The following is a 15,831-nucleotide window of genomic DNA, read 5'->3' on the forward strand; positions in this document are numbered from 1 at the left end:
ATCACATGACAACAGCCCTGAAAGACTTCCCCCGCGACTTCCCGATCACGAGCAAGTGGCCGGCGAGCCACCCCGACCGCCTGCAGCTCTATTCGCTGCCCACGCCCAACGGCGTGAAGGTGTCGATCGCGCTCGAAGAGACCGGCCTGCCGTATGAAGCGCACCTGGTCGACTTCAACAAGAACGACCAGATGTCGCCCGAGTTCCTGTCGCTCAACCCGAACAACAAGATCCCGGCCATCATCGACCCGAACGGGCCGAACGGCGCGCCGCTGGCGCTCTTTGAATCGGGCGCGATCCTCGTGTACCTCGCCGCCAAGACCGGCCAGCTGATGCCCACCGACGTGGCCGGGCGCTACGAGACGCTGCAGTGGCTGATGTTCCAGATGGGCGGCATCGGGCCGATGTTTGGCCAGGTCGGCTTCTTCCACAAGTTCGCCGGCAAGGACTACGAAGACAAGCGCCCGCGCGACCGCTATGCCGCCGAGAGCAAGCGGCTGCTGGGCGTGCTCGACCAGCGCCTGAAGGGCCGCGAATGGATCATGGGCGACGACTACACGATCGCCGACATCGCCACCTTCCCGTGGGTGCGCAACATGGTCGGCTTCTACGGAGCAGGCGAGCTCGTGGGCTTCGACGAATTCACAGAGGTCAAACGGGTGCTGGCCGCCTTCGTGGCGCGCCCGGCGGTGCAGCGCGGCCTCGAGATCCCGAAGCGCGCCTGAGCCGGGCGCAGGCGCGCGCCTCAGTGCGCCTGCAGTTCCTGCCAGCTCGTGCGCGGCTCGCCCAGCACGAAGCCCTGCGCATAGTCGACACCGGCGCTGCGCAGCCGCTGCAGCACGGTGCTGTCTTCGATCAGCGGCGCGATCACCACCGCCTTCATCGCATGCGCGAGGTCGGTCATCGCGCGCACCATCAGCACGCCGACCTCGTCGCTGGCGAGGCTCTGCACCAGGCTGCCGTCGAGCTTGACGGCGGACAGCGGCAGGCCGCGCAGGTGGCCGAGGCCGCCCAGGCCGCGGCCGTATTCGTCGAGCAGCAGCCGCACGCCGAGCTGGTGCAGCTCGTTGAGGATGGGTTGCAGCGCCTGCAGCTGGCCGGCGAGCTCGCTCTCCTTGATCTCCAGGCAGAGCTGGCCGGGGGCGAACGCGCCTTCGCGCAGCAGCGCGGTCAGGCGCGCGAGGTAACCGGCATCGAGCAGCGAAGCGGTCGCCACGTTGAGGTGGAAGCGCGAGGCCACCGGCCGCTCCCGGTGCGCGAGCATCAGCGCCACCCGGTCCAGCACCCAGCCGTCGAGCGCCGGCATCAGCTCGAAGCGCTCGGCCTGCGACAGGAAGGCGCGCGGCGCGAGCAGGGTGTCGACGTCGTCGAGCCGGAGGAAAACCTCGTGCCCGTGCAGCGCCTCGGCCGTCACCTCCTCACCGCCTTCGGGCAGGCGGCGCAGCTCGAAGATGGGCTGGAACTGCAGCGCGAAGTTGCCGGCGGCGAGCGCGATCTTGAGCCGCTCCGACCACGACTGCTGCAGCGTCGCCAGCGCCCCGGCATCGCCGCCGAGATCGAACACGTGGATGCGGTTGCGGCCTTCGCGCTTGGCGATGTGGCAGGCCGCATCGGCGCAGTTCATCGCATACGCGGGCGAGAGCGTGTGGCGGCTCAGGCGTGCGATGCCCAGGCTGCCCGAGACCTCGAACTCGCGCCCGCCGTGGCTGAAGTGGCCCTCGTCGAGGATGGCGCGGAATTTCTCGGCCAGCGCCAGCACGCTGCCATCGTCCACATTGCGCAGCAGCACCGCGAACTCGTCGCCGGCCAGCCGCGCCACCAGGTCCGACTGGCGCGAGCGCGACTTGAGTTTGCGCCCGATGCTCGCCAGCAGCGCGTCGCCCGCCGCGTGGCCGGCGGTGTCGTTGATCTGCTTGAAGCGGTCGAGGTCGATGAAGAGCAGCGCGCTCTGCTCGCTGCTGCGTCGCAGGCGGAAGATCTCCTGCTCCAGCATGTATTCGAAGTGGCGGCGGTTGTGCAGTTTGGTGAGGTGGTCATGGCGCAGCTGCCACTGCGTCTCGGCCTCGTGGCGCTTGCGCTCGGCGATGTCGCGGAAGGCGACGACCACGCCCACGCACTCGTCGCCCTGATGCTGCGGGCGCACGGTGCACTCGACGTTGAGCATCTCGCCATCGGCTCGCCAGAACACCGTCTCCCAGTTGCTGAGCGAATCGCCGAGCTCGTAGGCCTGCTGCAGGAAGCAGGTCTCGGCCGGCACCGGGCGGCCGCGCTCGTCGGTGTGGTGGATGCGCTCGTGCGCCGCGAGGCCCACGAGTTCGTCTTCGTGCGTGCACTGCAGGAGGCGCAACGCCGCCGGGTTGACGAAGGTGATGCGGCCATGGCGGTCGACGCCGTAGACGCCGTCGCCCACCGACGAGAGGATGAGCTCCAGCCGCTGGCCTTCGTCCTTGAGCCGGCGCTCGCGCTCGCACAGGCGCGCCATGCTGTCGACGCGCGCGACCACGAGCTCGTCGGACTCGTTCTTGAACATGCACTCGCTGGCGCCGGCCTCCAGGCAGTCGCTGATCAGGCCCTCTTCGTACGAGCCGGTGAGCACCGCGAGCGTCATGTCGCGCGTGGCGGGCAGCTCGCGCAGGGCTCGGCACAGGGCCGCGCCGTTCATGCCGGGCATGAAGTAGTCGATGACGGCGAGGTCGAAGCGCTCGGCCTGCACGCGCTCGAGCGCGGCCTCGGCATGCTCGCAGGCGACGACGGCATAGCCGTGGTTGCGCAGCAGGCGCTGGTATTTCGTGCGGCTGGTGCGCGAGTCGTCGACCAGCAGCACCTTCAGCGCCGAGGGCGACTCGGCATCGGGGCGGCCGTCGCTCGCCACCTGCGCGATCAGGCTGCGCACGAGGCGCGGCACTTCGGAAGGCCGCTGCAGGCGCAGCACCCGGGTGTAGGCGCGGCCGGACAGCGGGGCGCCGACCCGCGCCGGGTCGGCCGCGAGCACGACCAGCGCGAGCGGCGCGCAATCGGGCTTGCCGAGGCGCTGCACGAAGGCCTCGGCCACGGCGGCCGGCATGTTCGACCAGCCGAGGATCAGCGTGGCCAGGCCGCGCGACAGCTCCTGGTCGAAGGCGGCGAGCGCGGTCGCGTCGGCCGGCAGCGCGACCACGGCGAAGCCGTGCCGCAGCAGCAGCTTTTCCAGGCCACACCGCAGGGAGGGCGACGACTCGACGAGCAGCAATCGGTGCATGGACGTGATGTTAGGAGGGGCTCTCTCTCTGCGCCCCTCGCAATCCGTGACCAATTCGCACAAAGGTGCCAACACCCGAAAGCGCCCCACACTGGGTCGGTTAGGCTGTGTCAAACACCACGCTTGCCCTGTTGCGGACCGTCTTCTCCGTGAAAGCCCTCGGATCGCTGCTCCTGGCCGTGTCGCTGTCGGCCTGTGTCGTCGTGCCACGCACCGAGACGGTGTTCGACGACGACTGCAAGATCCAGAAGCGCCAGATGGTGCTCGACGTGCAGCAGATCGGTGCCTTCGGCGGGTGCAACGGCAAGGAGTGTGCCGTGCTGCTGGTGGGCCTGGGCGCGGTGGCCGCGGCGAGCGCGGTCATCTCGGGCAGCATCGCGGTGATCGGCAACGTCGTCTACTGGGCCGAGCGGCGCGGCCAGTGCTTCAGGTAGAGGCGGGAAAACCCCCTGGCCCTCGCAAGCCCGCATCCATTGAATGGAGGAAGGCGCGAGCCAAAGCATCGTGCTTTCATGCGCTGCACACTACCGAGTCTCTCCTGACCGCCGCCCGGCGCCGCCCCGCGCTTCGCCCATGAACGCCCACGCTGCCTTTCGTGCGCAACAGTACTTCGGCTCGCTCGACGGCTTGCGCGCGATCAGCATCCTGGCGGTGCTCTGGCACCACACCCAGCCCGACACGGTGGACGTGCAGTTCCGGTATCTGGGCATGCAGGGCGTCACGCTGTTCTTCGCGATCAGCGCGTTCCTCATCACCACCTTGCTGCTGCGCGAACGCGAGCGCGACGGCACGGTCGACGTCCGCGCGTTCTACCTGCGCCGCGTGCTGCGCATCTTCCCGCTGTACTACGCGGTGGTGCTGGTCTATGTGCTGGTCGTCTACCTGCTGGAGCGCGACACCCCGGCCGGGGAGGCCTTCTTCGACAACCTGCCGGCCTTCCTCACCTTCACCTCGAACCTCTTCGTCGAGAACGACGGCCGCGTGATCTTCTATTTCGCCTGGTCGCTCGCCGCCGAGGAGCAGTTCTACCTCGTGTGGCCGCTGCTGCTGGGCCTCGCGGCCAGCGCGTCGCGTGCCTTTCGCTGGCTGAGCGTGCTGCTGCTGGCGTTGATCGGCGCCGAGTTCTGGGACTTCAAGCCCGAGAAGGTCGTGCCGGTGGCCATCGTGGCGGGCTCGTGGGTGGCGGTCGCGCTGCACCAGGAGCGCAGCTACACGGTCATGCGGGCGGTGTTCGGCCATCCCGCCGCGCTGGTCGCGGTGCTCGCGGGGCTGGCGCTGTGCCTGCCCAGCTTCCTGGTGCCGAACTTCGTGGTGCACCTGCTGTTCGCCGCGCTGGTGGCCTGTTGCGTGGTGCGCGAGGACCACTGGGCCGCGCCGGCGCTGCGCCGGCAGCCGATGGTCTTCATCGGGACGATCAGCTACGGCATGTACCTCCTGCACATGCTGGCCCGGTCGGCGGTGATCGCGGCGCTGAAGGCGCTGGACCTGCCCACCGATGGCCTGCACGTGTTCGCCGGCACGCTGGTCTTGACGATCGTGCTGGCGTGGCTGAGCTTCCGGTACTTCGAATCCGCCTTCCTGAAGCTCAAGTCGCGCATCCCCACGCGCACGGGCGTCGCGCCGAACACCGTCGCCACCGACAACCCCTAGGGTCGGCCCCCGGGGTGCGCCGCGCCCACAATCGCAGGCATGAGTTCCTCGGGGCACGCCCCTGCTTCCACGGCGCACCGCGAGCGCCGCTTCCGCCCCCGCCTCACGCTGCAGACCCTGAACCGCGGCCACGGCCTGCTCGGCCTCGCCCCGAGCGGCTCCTTCGGCCCGCGCGGCCCCGAGGTCACGGTGGCACGCATCACCTGGCTGTACCGCCACCACGACGGCCGCGAGGTGGAGCTGCCCGCGCCCACCTCGGTGCTCAACAGCCGCGGCCCGGCGGTCATGCGCATCGACGGCGACGACGGCAGGCCCTGGTCGCTGACCCGCGAGCGCGCGGCCGAGGCCGACGCCCTCGACGCGGTGTGGGCGGCCGGCCTGCACCCGCTACCCGAGGACGCCCTGCAATGGCGATCGTCGAGCGTGCCGCGCCCGCCCGGCCCGCTGTGGACGCTGGTGCGCGAAGACCAGTTCGGCGAGTTCTGGGCCGAGCGTGTGCCCGAGTGGCAGGCCGCCGGCTGGAGCGTGGTGGTGCTGCCCGGCTTCGCGCACGAGACGCTGCAGGTGCAGGCGTGGAAGCTCATCGTCGAGCCCGCGACCGGCGAGCTGCTGGGCCGCGAACTCGCAGGCCCGCTGGGCACGAAGAACGCCGAAATCGCCGCGCTGCGCCAGCCCTGGCGCGAAGGCAGCTGGATGCTGTCGCTCGGCGTCGAGATCGCCGGCGAGACCTGGGACCTCGTGCCCCTGCTCGCCGACCTGCTCAAGCGCGACAGCCGCTGGCTCTCGATCGCCCACATCGTGGGCATCGACGACCGCGCGACGGTGCGCCTGCACGCCCCCGGCGGCCGCCGCATCGACGCGCCCGCCGCGCCCGTCAAGGCCATCGTGCGCGCGATGGTGGACCTGCTCACCGACCCCGCACGCCAGCACGGCCCGTTGCCGCTCGGTCGCTGGGATGCCCACCGCCTGGAGCTGCTGCGCAGCGCGCTGCACGACACGCAGGCCCGGCGCGCCGGCCCGCACGGGCAGTGGCAGCTGCAAGGCGAGGCCGGCCTGCGCCTGCTCGCCGACCGGCTGCGCCTTGCCGGCACGCCGCCGCCGGTCGCCGCCCCGAGGGGCCTCCAGCTCCGCCTGCGCCCCTACCAGCTGGCCGGCCTCGACTGGTTGCAATACTTGCGCGAGCACCAGCTCGGCGGCATCCTGGCCGACGACATGGGTCTCGGCAAGACGGCGCAGGCCCTGGCGCACCTGCTGGTCGAAAAGGAAGCCGGCCGCCTCGACCGCCCCGCGCTCGTGGTGCTGCCGACCTCGCTGCTCTTCAACTGGCGCGCCGAGGCGCAGCGCATGGCGCCCGGCCTGCGCCTGCTGGTGCTGCAAGGGCCCGACCGTGCGAAGCAGTTCGCCCGCATCGCCGAACACGACGTGGTGCTCACCACCTACCCGCTGCTGTGGCGCGACGTCGACGCCCTGGTGATGCACCCCTTCCACATCGTCATCCTCGACGAAGCCCAGGCGGTGAAGAACGCCACCAGCCGCAGCGCCGGCGCACTGCGCCGCCTGCAGACGCGCCACCGCCTTTGCCTCACCGGCACCCCGCTCGAGAACAACCTCGGCGAACTCTGGGCGCAGTTCGACTTCCTCATGCCCGGTTTCCTGGGCGACAGCCGCAGCTTCGCCCGCCAGTGGCGCAAGCCCATCGAAGAGAACGGCGAAACCGTGCGCGCCGAGCGCCTCGCGCAGCGCGTGCGCCCGTTCATCCTGCGCCGCCGCAAGCAGGACGTGGCCACCGAGCTGCCACCGCTCACCGAAGTGATCGAGCGCGTGCAACTGCAAGGCCGGCAGCGCGAGCTCTACGAAAGCGTGCGCGTCGCCTCCGACGAGATCGTGCGGCGCATGCTCACCCGCCGCGGCTTCGAAGGGGCACAGATCACCATCCTCGATGCGCTGCTCAAGCTGCGCCAGGTTTGCTGCGACCCGAGGCTCCTGAAGGGCCACAAGACCCCGCGCCACATGGAGAGAGCCAAGCTCGACTGGCTGCATGACCAGCTACCCGCCCTCGTCGCCGAAGGCCGCCGCGTGCTGGTGTTTTCGCAGTTCACGCAACTGCTGTCGCTGATCGAGCTGGAGCTGGAAGGACTTCAACTGCCCTGGCTCGCCCTCACCGGCCGCACGCCCGTCGCCAGGCGCGGTGAGGTGGTGCAGCGCTTCCAGTCCGGCGACACCCCCATCCTGCTCGTGAGCCTGAAGGCCGGCGGCCAGGGCCTGAACCTCACCGCCGCCGACACCGTGATCCACATGGACCCGTGGTGGAACCCTGCCGTCGAAGCGCAGGCCACAGCCCGCGCGCACCGCATCGGCCAGGCCCAGCCCGTCTTCGTCTACAAGTTGATCGCCGAGGGCAGCATCGAGGAGCGCATGCTCGCCCTGCAGGACCGGAAGAGGACCTTGGCCGACGGCATCCTCGGCCACGACGAAGAGGCCACGCAAAAGTTCAGCGAACAAGACCTGGCCGAGCTGCTGGCGCCGCTGCTCTAGAACGACATCTAGAACGGCAGCGCCGTCGTGTCCTTCACCTCTTCCATGACCGCATACGTGTGCGTCTCCCGCACGCCCGGCAAGGTCCAGATCACCGACCCCACCAGCGCCCGATAGGCCTCCATGTCCGCCACCCGCGTCTTGATCAGGTAGTCGAACCCGCCCGCCACCATGTGGCACTCCAGGATCTCCGGCCGCACCTGCACCGCCGCCTTGAAATGGTCGAACACGTCGGGCGTCGTGCGGTCGAGCACCACCTGGATGAAGACCATCATCCCCGCCCCCAGCTTGCGAGGATTGAGCCGCGCCTCGTAGCCGAGGATGTAGCCCTCACGCGTGAGCCGCTTCACCCGCTCGAGCACCGCGGTGGGCGACAAGTGCACCTCCTCGGCAAGCTTCAGGTTCGAGATGCGCCCGTCGGCCTGCAGCAGCCGCAGGATGCGGGCATCGGTCTTGTCCAGCCCCTCGGGCAACGGGTCGGCGGCGGCAGCGTTTTTCTTCATGCCTGGGTTATAAACCCGGACCCATTCAAGAACACCGTCCGGAGGCTCTCCCCATGGCCCGTTGGCTCACCGCGCTCGTCGCCCTCGTGCTGCTCGTCGTCGCGTATTTCGCCGTGGTGCTGAACTGGAGCTACTCGGACGGCGAGCGCGCAGGCTGGGTGCAGAAGCTGTCGCGCAAGGGCTGGCTGTGCAAGACCTGGGAAGGCGAGCTGTCGCTCGTCTCCATGCCCGGCGCCGCCCCCGAAAAATTCCTCTTCACCGTGCGCGAAGAAGCCGTGGCCGAAGAGATCAACAAGGTCATGGGCAAGCGCGTCGCGCTGCACTACGAAGAGAAGGTCGGCCTGCCCACCAGCTGCTTCGGCGAGACCCGCTCCTTCGTGACCGGCGTGCGCGTGCAGGACGAGATCTCGCTGATGCCGGGCGTCATCGTGCCGGTGCCGCCGGGCGCCTCGGCACCGGTGCCCACGCCGGCGCCGGCGTCGGCCGCCTCACGCTGAGCGGCCCCACATGCTGCGGGGCCTGCGCCGTGCCACCGTGGCGGTGGCCCTGCTCTCCCTGCTGACGGCGCACGCACAGACCACGCCGCCCCCACGGCCCAAGGTCGGCCTCGTGCTCTCGGGCGGCGGTGCCCGCGGCGGCGCCCACATCGGCGTGCTCAAGGTGCTCGAAGAGCTGCGCGTGCCCGTCGACGTGATCGTCGGCACGAGCGCCGGCTCCATCGTCGGCTCGGCCTATGCGAGCGGCCTGCCGCTGGCCGAGATCGAGACCGAGATGAAGGGGCTGTCCACCTCCACGCTCTTTCGCGACGTCTCGCGCGTCGACGCGCCCTACCGCCGCAAGGCCGACGACGGCATCAACTACCTGGGCCCCGAGATGGGCCTCAACGCGACCGGCATCGCGCTGCCGAAGGGTGCGGTCGCCGGCGTCTCGCTCGAAGCCGTGCTGCGCCGCCTGACGAGGCTGCAGAACACCAGCAACTTCGACAAGCTGCCCATCCCCTTCCGCGCCGTCGCGACCGACCTCGGGAGCTCCGAGATGGTGGTCATCGCCCACGGCCAGCTTGCGCTCGCCGCCCGCGCGAGCATGGCGGTGCCGGGTGCGGTCAACCCGGTCGAGATCGACGGCCGCCTGCTCGTCGACGGCGGGCTCAAGCGCAACCTGCCGGTCGACGTGGCCCGCCAGCTCGGGGCCGAGGTGGTGATCGCGATCAACATCGGCACGCCACTGCTCAAGCGCCGCGACATCCATTCGCTGGTCGACGTGACCGACCAGGTGCTGCGCATCCTCACCGAAGCCAACGTCACGCAGTCGCTGAAGGAGCTGACCGAGCGCGACGTGCTGATCGCGCCCGACCTGAAGGACATCGGCTCCACCGCCTTCGACCGCCTGAGCGAAGCCTCGGCCGCCGGCGAGGCCGCCGCCCGCGCGGTGAGCGACAAGCTTGCCCGCCTGAGCCTCGACGAGACCGCCTACGCGGCACTGCGCCGACAGCAGGCGCAATCGCCCGGCGACGAGGCGCTCAAGATCGACGAGGTGCGCGTGGTGGGCACGCGCGTCGTCAACCCCGACGTGGTGCTCGCTGCGATGGACACCCAGCCCGGCGACCGGCTCGACGCGCAGCGCCTCGACCGCGACCTCAAGCGCATCTACAGCCGCGGCGATTTCGAAAGCGTCAACTACACCGTCTTCGACGAGCCGGTCACCGGCCGGGTGCTGCAGATCGACGCGAACGAGAAATCGTGGGGCCCGAACTACCTGCGCCTGGGCCTGTCGCTCTCGTCCACGCTGGAAGGCAACGCCTTCTTCAACCTGCAGGCGAGCCACCGTGCGACCTGGCTCAACTCGCTCGGTGCCGAGTGGCGCAACGACGTGCAGCTCGGCCATGCGAGCGCCCTGCACACCGAGTGGTACCAGCCGCTCACCACCGCGCAGCGGGTCTTCATCGCGCCGCGCCTGGAAGCGATCGACGAGCCCTTCGACATCTACGACGACGACACGAAGAAGCGCCTCGCGCGCTTCCGCCGCCGCGCCTACGAGTTCGGGCTCGACGTGGGCGTGCCGATCGGCACGGCCGGCGAAGGCCGCCTCGGCGTGGTGCGCGGCCGGGTGGAGCTGGCCGACGACACGAGCCTCATCCCCGCGAGCTACCTCGCCATCGACCGCCAGCTCGCCGGCGTGCTGGGCCGGGTGCGCCTCGACCGGCTCGACAACCTGCGCTTCCCGCGCGCGGGCTATGCGGGCGAAGTGCGCATCTTCATGTCGCACACTGCGCTCGGCGCGAGCGACAACTACACCAAGGCGCAGTTCTCGCTGCAGGGCGCGGCGCACCGCGGCCCGCACACGCTGCGCGCGGCGGCACGCCTGGGCGGCAACCTGCGCTCGGGCCCGCTGCCCGACCACGAGATCCTGCAGCTGGGCGGCTTCTTGAACCTGTCGGGCTACCAGACCGGGCAGCTGCTCGGCAAGGAGATGCGCTTCGGCCGCGTGGTCTACAACCACCGGCTCGCACGACCCGGGTTCCTCGACGGCATGTACGCGGGCGCCTCGCTCGAGTTCGCCCGCATCGGCGATTCGGCGTTCGGTCCCGACCGGGCACGCCTGCGCCGCGGCAACGCGGTCTACTTCGCGCTCGACACCCCCATCGGCCCCTTCTACCTGGCCTATGGCGTGGGCGACCGCGGCAACCGCTCGGCCTACCTCTTTCTCGGCCAGCCCTGAAAGCCGGCAGGAGCGTGTCGAATGCCACGCTCCACGGGGAGAACCGTCACGTTTTGATGCGCCTGCGGCGCGGTGTGCATGCCACGATGCCGCTCACCATGAAGCGCTCTGCCCTGACCCACACCGTCACCCGTCACCCGCAACCGATGGCCCTGCTGCTGGGGTTGTTTCTCGGCCAGGTCGTCGCCTTGATGGCGCAGCGTGATGCGGCCGGCTGGGCAGGCTTCGGCATCTCGACGCTCTTCGTGGCCGCCGCCTCGGGCGCGTTCGTGATGGGCGTGCTGGGCCTGCGCCAGGAACGCCACCCGGTGTCGACGCCGATGCTCGTGCGCCAGGCCCGCGGCCTCGCGATCGCCATCGGCCTCGGGCTGCTGGCGTCGCTGAACCTCCTGGGCTGACCGGGAACCTGAGTCAGAAGTAGAGGGCGATCACCTCGCCCACGCCGTCGTTCGTCATCACGGGCACGGCCACCAGCGCCGTGAGGCCAGCGTCGCGCGCCGCATCGCCCACCATGCCCGGCTCGGTCTCGGCGCGCTCGTTGATCACCGGCACGCCGCTCGCAAAGGCCTTGCCGATCGAGCCGGCGAGCACCGTGCCGCCCTCCGAGGCCCGCAAGGGGCCGGCACTTTCGCAGAAGCCGAACACCCGTTGCAAGCCCAGGTGCCCTTCGTCGGGCGCCCAGCATTCCACGCGCAGCGCGATCGGCGTCTCCACCGTCGACAGCAGCGTGAGCACGTAGGTGTCGTCGCTGGGCGTGCTGCAGGGGATGGCGAGGCCGCGGTTGATGCCGGCCTCGGCGGCGCTGTCGGCCCGCACGAACTTGCCCGTCTGGCCCAGGTCGTCGATGAGTACCGCCGCGCCCTTCTGCCACGCGATGCCCGGCAGGCCGGCGCCACGCGGCAGGTAGGTGTCACGGCTGACGGCGGCGAAGTTGTCGGAGATGCGGCCGCCGAAGTAGCCGTCGACCAGCGTCATGTCGGACGAGACGCGCGCGTTGTGGCGCCACAGCTCGACCGAGCCGTCTCCGCCCACGTGGGTGCCGTGGCCATCCTCGTCACGGTTGGGGCCGCAGAAGAGCACCACCACGCCGGACAGCGCATCGCCATGGAACAGCGGCAGGCCGATCGCGCAGGTGAAGCCCGCCTCGCGCGCCACCTCGGCACGGCGGAAGTAGGAGCCGTCCAGCTCCTTCAGCACGATGGGCTGCCCGTCGAACCACGCGCGGCCCGGCAGGCCCTCGCCGCGCCCGAAGCACAGGCTGCGGCTGATCGCACCAAAAGCGGTCGCCCGGCCGTACAGGCCACCGCCAAATTCGAGCAGGCTGCCGTCGGGCGTGGGCAACCAGGTTTCGACGGCCTTGATCAAGGTGTTCATGTGCGGCACGGAAGACTTCATGAGGTGCCTCGTTCCAGCAGGTTTCGAGCCAGCCTGCCGATGTGCTGCAGGGGACAGCTGGGGGATCAGCCCATCGCTACGATGACCGCTTCGCCACACTTGCACAAGCCCTGCCATGAGCCAGAAAAAAGTTGCCGTCGTCACCGGGTCGTCGTCGGGCATCGGGGCCGCCACCGCCCGCCTGTATGCGAGCCGGGGCTGGAACGTGGTGGTCAACTATTCGCGCGACCCCGCGCCGGCGCAGGCCGTGGCCGACGCGTGCCAGGCCCTGGGCGCCGAGGTGCTGGTGGTCAAGGCCGACGTCTCGCAGGACGCCGACTGCCGCCGCCTCGCCGCCGAGACCGAGGCGCGCTTCGGCCGCGCCGACGTGCTGGTCAACAACGCCGGCACCACCAAGTTCGTCGACCTGAAGGACCTCGACGGCCTGGAGGCCGACGACTTCCACAAGATCTACAGCGTGAACGTGATCGGGGCCTACCAGATGGTGCGTGCCTTCGCGCCGCTGATGCGCCGGCACCCGGTGGCCGGCATCGTGAACCTGTCGTCGGTGGCCTCGATCATGGGCCGCGGCTCCTCGCTCGCCTACATGGCCTCGAAGGGTGCGCTCAACGCGATGACGGTGGGCCTGGCGCGCGCGCTCGCGCCGCACATCCGCGTCAACGCGATCGCGCCGGGGCTGGTGGAGACACCCTGGCTGCAGGAGGGCCTGGGCGCCGAGAAGTACGAGGCCGGTGTCGCCTGGTACAAGGGCCGCGCGGCGCTGGAGCAGGTGATCTCGCCGGACGACGTGGCCGAGACCGCGTGGTACCTCGGGGCGAGTGCGGCGAAGACGACGGGCGAGCTGCTGCTGGTGGATGCCGGCCTGCGGATCACCAAGGCCTGATTCGACACCCGCCGGTGTGCGTCAGCCCACCAGGGGAAGCGAACGGGCGCGCTGGCCCGTGAGCACGAAGAGCGCGTTGGCCACCGCCGGCGCGATCGGCGGTGTGCCGGGCTCGCCCACGCCGCCGGGCGGGTTGGCGCTCTGCACCAGGTGCGTCTCGATCACCGGCGGCGCATCGGCCATCTTGAGCACCGGCAGGTTGGGGAAGTTGGTCTGCTGGACCACGCCGCCCTTGATGTCGATGCGGCCGTGGAGCGCCGCGCTCAGGCCGTAGATCACCGAGCTTTCCATCTGCTGCGCCACGATGCCCGGGTTGACCACGGTGCCGACGTCGGCGGCGCACACCACGCGGTGCACGCGCGGCTTGCCCTCGACGAGCGACACCTCGGCCACTTCGGCCACGATGCTGCCGAAGCTTTCGTGCAGCGCCACGCCGCGCGCACGCCCCGCCGGCAGCGGCTTGCCCCAGCCGGCCTTGTCGGCCGCGAGCTTGAGCACCGCCGCATGGCGCGGCATGTCGCCGAGCAGCGAGAGGCGGAAGGCTACCGGGTCCCGCTTCAGCTCGTGCGCGAGCTCGTCGATGAAGCTCTCGGAGAAGAAGGCGTTGTGGGAGTGGCCCACCGAGCGCCAGAAGCCGATCGGCACGCCGCTCTTTGTGGCCACGTGCGCGATGCGCTGGTTGGCGATCGCATAGGGCAGGTCGAAGAGGCCTTCGCTCGCGGTCTTGTCGGGCGCGTCGATGGGGCCGGCGAGCGCCGGCAGGCCCCGCTCGATCCAGCGCGGCGTGATCAGGTCACCGGCGCTCGTGATGGCCAGGCCGCTCACCCCGCCCTTGTCGTCGAGGCTCGCCTGCATCACCGCGGCCCCGGCGGGGCGATAGAAGTCGTGCGTGGTGTCTTCCTCGCGCGTCCAGGTGAGCTGCACCGGGCGGCCGTTGGTTTCCATCGCGATGCGCACCGCCTGGCCCACCACGTCGACCTCCAGCCGGCGGCCGAAGCCGCCGCCGAGGTAGGTGAGGTGCAGCACGACCTGGCGCACGTCGACACCGGCCACCCGCGCGGCCACCGCACGCGCCATGTCGGGCACCTGCGTGGGCGCCCAGATGTCGACGCGGCCGTCCTTCACGCGCGCGGTGCAGTTCATGGGCTCCAGCGCAGCATGCGCGAGGTAGGGCGCGTGGTACACCGCCTCGAGGCGGCGCGTGGCGGCTTCGCTCGCCGCTTTCACGTCGCCCCGCTGGTGGAAGGCAAACCCGCCCTGCTGCGCGGCGGCTTCGCGGGCTGCGGCTTCGAGCGACGCGGCGATGCGGGCCGTGTCGGCGGTGCCAGCGGGCGGGGCGCGCCATTCGATGTCGAGCGCCTGCGCCCCCTGCTTCGCATGCCAGGTGCTGCGGCCCACCACCGCCACCGCGGCGGTGGAGCCGGCAAAGGAATTGAGGCGCACCACCCGCTCGACGCCCGGCAGCTTCATCGCCGCCTCGACGTCGACGCGGCCCGGGCTGCCGCCGAGGATGGGGCAATGCCGCACCGAGGCGAAGAGCTGGCCGGGCTCGCGCACGTCGATGCCGAAGCGTGCGCTGCCGTTGACCTTGTCGGCGAGGTCGGTGCGCGGTGCGCGCGTGCCGATGAGGCGCCAGGCCTTCGGGTCCTTCGGCAGCACCGTGCTCACCGGGGTGGCGGCCGCTTCTTTCGCGAACTGGCCGAAATGCGCGCTCTGCTTGGCGGCGGCGTGGCTGATCACGCCATCGGCGATCTGCAGCTCCTCGCGCGGCAGCTTCCAGTACAGCGAGGCCGCTCCCAGCAGCTGGGCACGGGCGGTGGCCGCGGCCAGGCGCAGCACGTCCCAGGCGTCGGCCACGCTGGAGGAGCCGCCGGTGACGCTGATGCCCAGCTCGCGCGCGACCTTGCTGACGATCCAGCGGCCGGTCTTCACGCCGCCGGTCTCGCGCCCGGGCTCGCTGTCGCTGGGGTGCAGCGGCAGGCTGCCGACGAACATCGCCACGTTGCCGTAGATCTTGTGGGGGCCGGCCTGCTGAAGCTCGACCTTGCCGAGCGAAATGTCGAGCTCCTCGGCCACCAGCATCGCGAGCGCGGTGTGCACCCCCTGGCCCATCTCGCTGCGGTTCATCGCGAGGATCACGTGGCCGTCGGGCGCGATCTTGAGCCAGCCGTTGAGCTGCACCGGGCCGCTCTCGGCCGGCGGCCGCGGCGCGCTGCCCAGGCGGCTGCGCGGCGGCATCAGCCCCCAGCCGACGACCAGCGCGCCAGTGGCGCCTGCGCCCAGCAGCAAGAGGCTGCGGCGCTTCATGCCGACGCTCCGCCGCGCAGTGACTTCGCGGCCGACTTGATGGCCTCGCGGATGCGCGGGTAGGTGCCGCAGCGGCAGATGTTGGTGATGGCCGCGTCGATGTCGGCGTCGGACGGGTTGCGGTTCTTCGCCAGCAGGTCGGCCGCGGCCATCAGCATGCCGCTCTGGCAATAGCCGCACTGCGGCACCTGGTGGTCGAGCCAGGCCTTCTGCAAGGGGTGCGGTTGTGCCGCGGTGCCCAGGGCTTCGATGGTGCGCACCGGCTTGCCCTGCACGGTGCCGACCGGCGTCACGCAGGAGCGCACGGCCTGGCCGTCCACATGGACCGTGCACGCACCGCAGGCCGCCACGCCGCACCCAAACTTGGTGCCGGTGAGGTGCAGCACGTCGCGCAGCACCCACAGCAGGGGCATGTCGGCGGGCACCTCGGCCTCGGGCAAAGTGCGGCTCTGGCCGTTGACGCTCAAGTCCATCGCAGTCTTCTCATCGACGAGGTGGCGCATTCTCAGCGAATCGAGCGGGGCCGATCACCGCACACAATGCGCCGGCACCAAATGTTGCAGGTACGGCGCTTGCATACAAGTTGTCTGTCGTCTTCCGAC

13 protein-coding genes are annotated in these 15,831 nt (G+C 70.4%); 8 read left to right on the plus strand and 5 right to left on the minus strand.

Annotated features, from left to right (window positions below; translation table 11 throughout):
- The first annotated feature begins 5 nt into the window (after positions 1-5).
- Positions 6-725: a glutathione S-transferase N-terminal domain-containing protein gene (locus tag JI745_RS13600; RefSeq protein ID WP_201807567.1), complete on the plus strand. Its 720-nt coding sequence runs from the start codon at positions 6-8 to the stop codon at positions 723-725.
- A 20-nt stretch (positions 726-745) separates the two neighbouring features.
- Here JI745_RS13600 and JI745_RS13605 read toward each other — a convergent pair whose 3' ends face one another.
- A complete protein-coding gene (locus JI745_RS13605; RefSeq protein ID WP_201807569.1) occupies positions 746-3,238 on the minus strand; it encodes an EAL domain-containing protein in 2,493 nt (830 codons plus the stop codon).
- Between the two features lie 149 nt (positions 3,239-3,387).
- Here JI745_RS13605 and JI745_RS13610 point away from each other — a divergent pair, with 149 nt between their 5' ends.
- The 3 genes from JI745_RS13610 to JI745_RS13620 all read left to right on the plus strand — a co-directional run bounded on the left by JI745_RS13610 (position 3,388) and on the right by JI745_RS13620 (position 7,423).
- A complete protein-coding gene (locus JI745_RS13610; RefSeq protein ID WP_201807571.1) occupies positions 3,388-3,672 on the plus strand; it encodes a hypothetical protein in 285 nt (94 codons plus the stop codon).
- 139 nt (positions 3,673-3,811) lie between these two features.
- Complete coding sequence (locus JI745_RS13615) at positions 3,812-4,888, plus strand: acyltransferase (RefSeq protein WP_201807573.1); 1,077 nt, start codon at positions 3,812-3,814, stop codon at positions 4,886-4,888.
- Positions 4,889-4,927: 39 nt separating this feature from the next.
- Positions 4,928-7,423 carry a DEAD/DEAH box helicase gene (locus JI745_RS13620; RefSeq protein ID WP_201807575.1) on the plus strand — a complete coding sequence of 832 codons (2,496 nt, stop codon included), beginning with the start codon at positions 4,928-4,930 and terminating at the stop codon, positions 7,421-7,423.
- Positions 7,424-7,431: 8 nt separating this feature from the next.
- On the opposite strand, the gene JI745_RS13625 is transcribed toward JI745_RS13620, so the two are convergent.
- Positions 7,432-7,926 carry an Lrp/AsnC ligand binding domain-containing protein gene (locus tag JI745_RS13625; RefSeq protein WP_201807588.1) on the minus strand — a complete coding sequence of 165 codons (495 nt, stop codon included), beginning with the start codon at positions 7,924-7,926 and terminating at the stop codon, positions 7,432-7,434.
- A 53-nt stretch (positions 7,927-7,979) separates the two neighbouring features.
- Here JI745_RS13625 and JI745_RS13630 point away from each other — a divergent pair, with 53 nt between their 5' ends.
- The 3 genes from JI745_RS13630 (at position 7,980) to JI745_RS13640 (ending at position 11,042) form a co-directional block, all read left to right on the plus strand.
- On the plus strand, positions 7,980-8,423 hold the full coding sequence (locus tag JI745_RS13630) for a hypothetical protein (protein WP_201807591.1): 444 nt from the start codon (positions 7,980-7,982) through the stop codon (positions 8,421-8,423).
- A gap of 10 nt (positions 8,424-8,433) precedes the next feature.
- Positions 8,434-10,644: a patatin-like phospholipase family protein gene (locus tag JI745_RS13635; RefSeq protein WP_201807601.1), complete on the plus strand. Its 2,211-nt coding sequence runs from the start codon at positions 8,434-8,436 to the stop codon at positions 10,642-10,644.
- Between the two features lie 98 nt (positions 10,645-10,742).
- Positions 10,743-11,042 (plus strand): hypothetical protein, encoded by a 300-nt coding sequence (locus tag JI745_RS13640; RefSeq protein ID WP_201807603.1) that lies wholly within the window; start codon positions 10,743-10,745, stop codon positions 11,040-11,042.
- A 13-nt stretch (positions 11,043-11,055) separates the two neighbouring features.
- On the opposite strand, the gene JI745_RS13645 is transcribed toward JI745_RS13640, so the two are convergent.
- Positions 11,056-12,039, minus strand: coding sequence for a GAF domain-containing protein (locus JI745_RS13645; RefSeq protein WP_201807605.1), 984 nt, complete (start codon positions 12,037-12,039; stop codon positions 11,056-11,058).
- A 115-nt stretch (positions 12,040-12,154) separates the two neighbouring features.
- On the opposite strand from JI745_RS13645, the gene JI745_RS13650 reads away from it, so the two are divergent.
- Positions 12,155-12,922: an SDR family NAD(P)-dependent oxidoreductase gene (locus JI745_RS13650; RefSeq protein WP_201807607.1), complete on the plus strand. Its 768-nt coding sequence runs from the start codon at positions 12,155-12,157 to the stop codon at positions 12,920-12,922.
- 21 nt (positions 12,923-12,943) lie between these two features.
- Here JI745_RS13650 and JI745_RS13655 read toward each other — a convergent pair whose 3' ends face one another.
- Positions 12,944-15,229 (minus strand): xanthine dehydrogenase family protein molybdopterin-binding subunit, encoded by a 2,286-nt coding sequence (locus JI745_RS13655; protein ID WP_201807609.1) that lies wholly within the window; start codon positions 15,227-15,229, stop codon positions 12,944-12,946.
- Positions 15,226-15,702 (minus strand): (2Fe-2S)-binding protein, encoded by a 477-nt coding sequence (locus tag JI745_RS13660; RefSeq protein ID WP_201807611.1) that lies wholly within the window; start codon positions 15,700-15,702, stop codon positions 15,226-15,228. The genes JI745_RS13655 and JI745_RS13660 overlap by 4 nt, the downstream gene beginning before the upstream one ends.
- Positions 15,703-15,831 lie beyond the last annotated feature (129 nt).

The organism is Piscinibacter sp. HJYY11, assembly GCF_016735515.1.
Taxonomy (GTDB): Bacteria; Pseudomonadota; Gammaproteobacteria; order Burkholderiales; family Burkholderiaceae_C; genus Rhizobacter.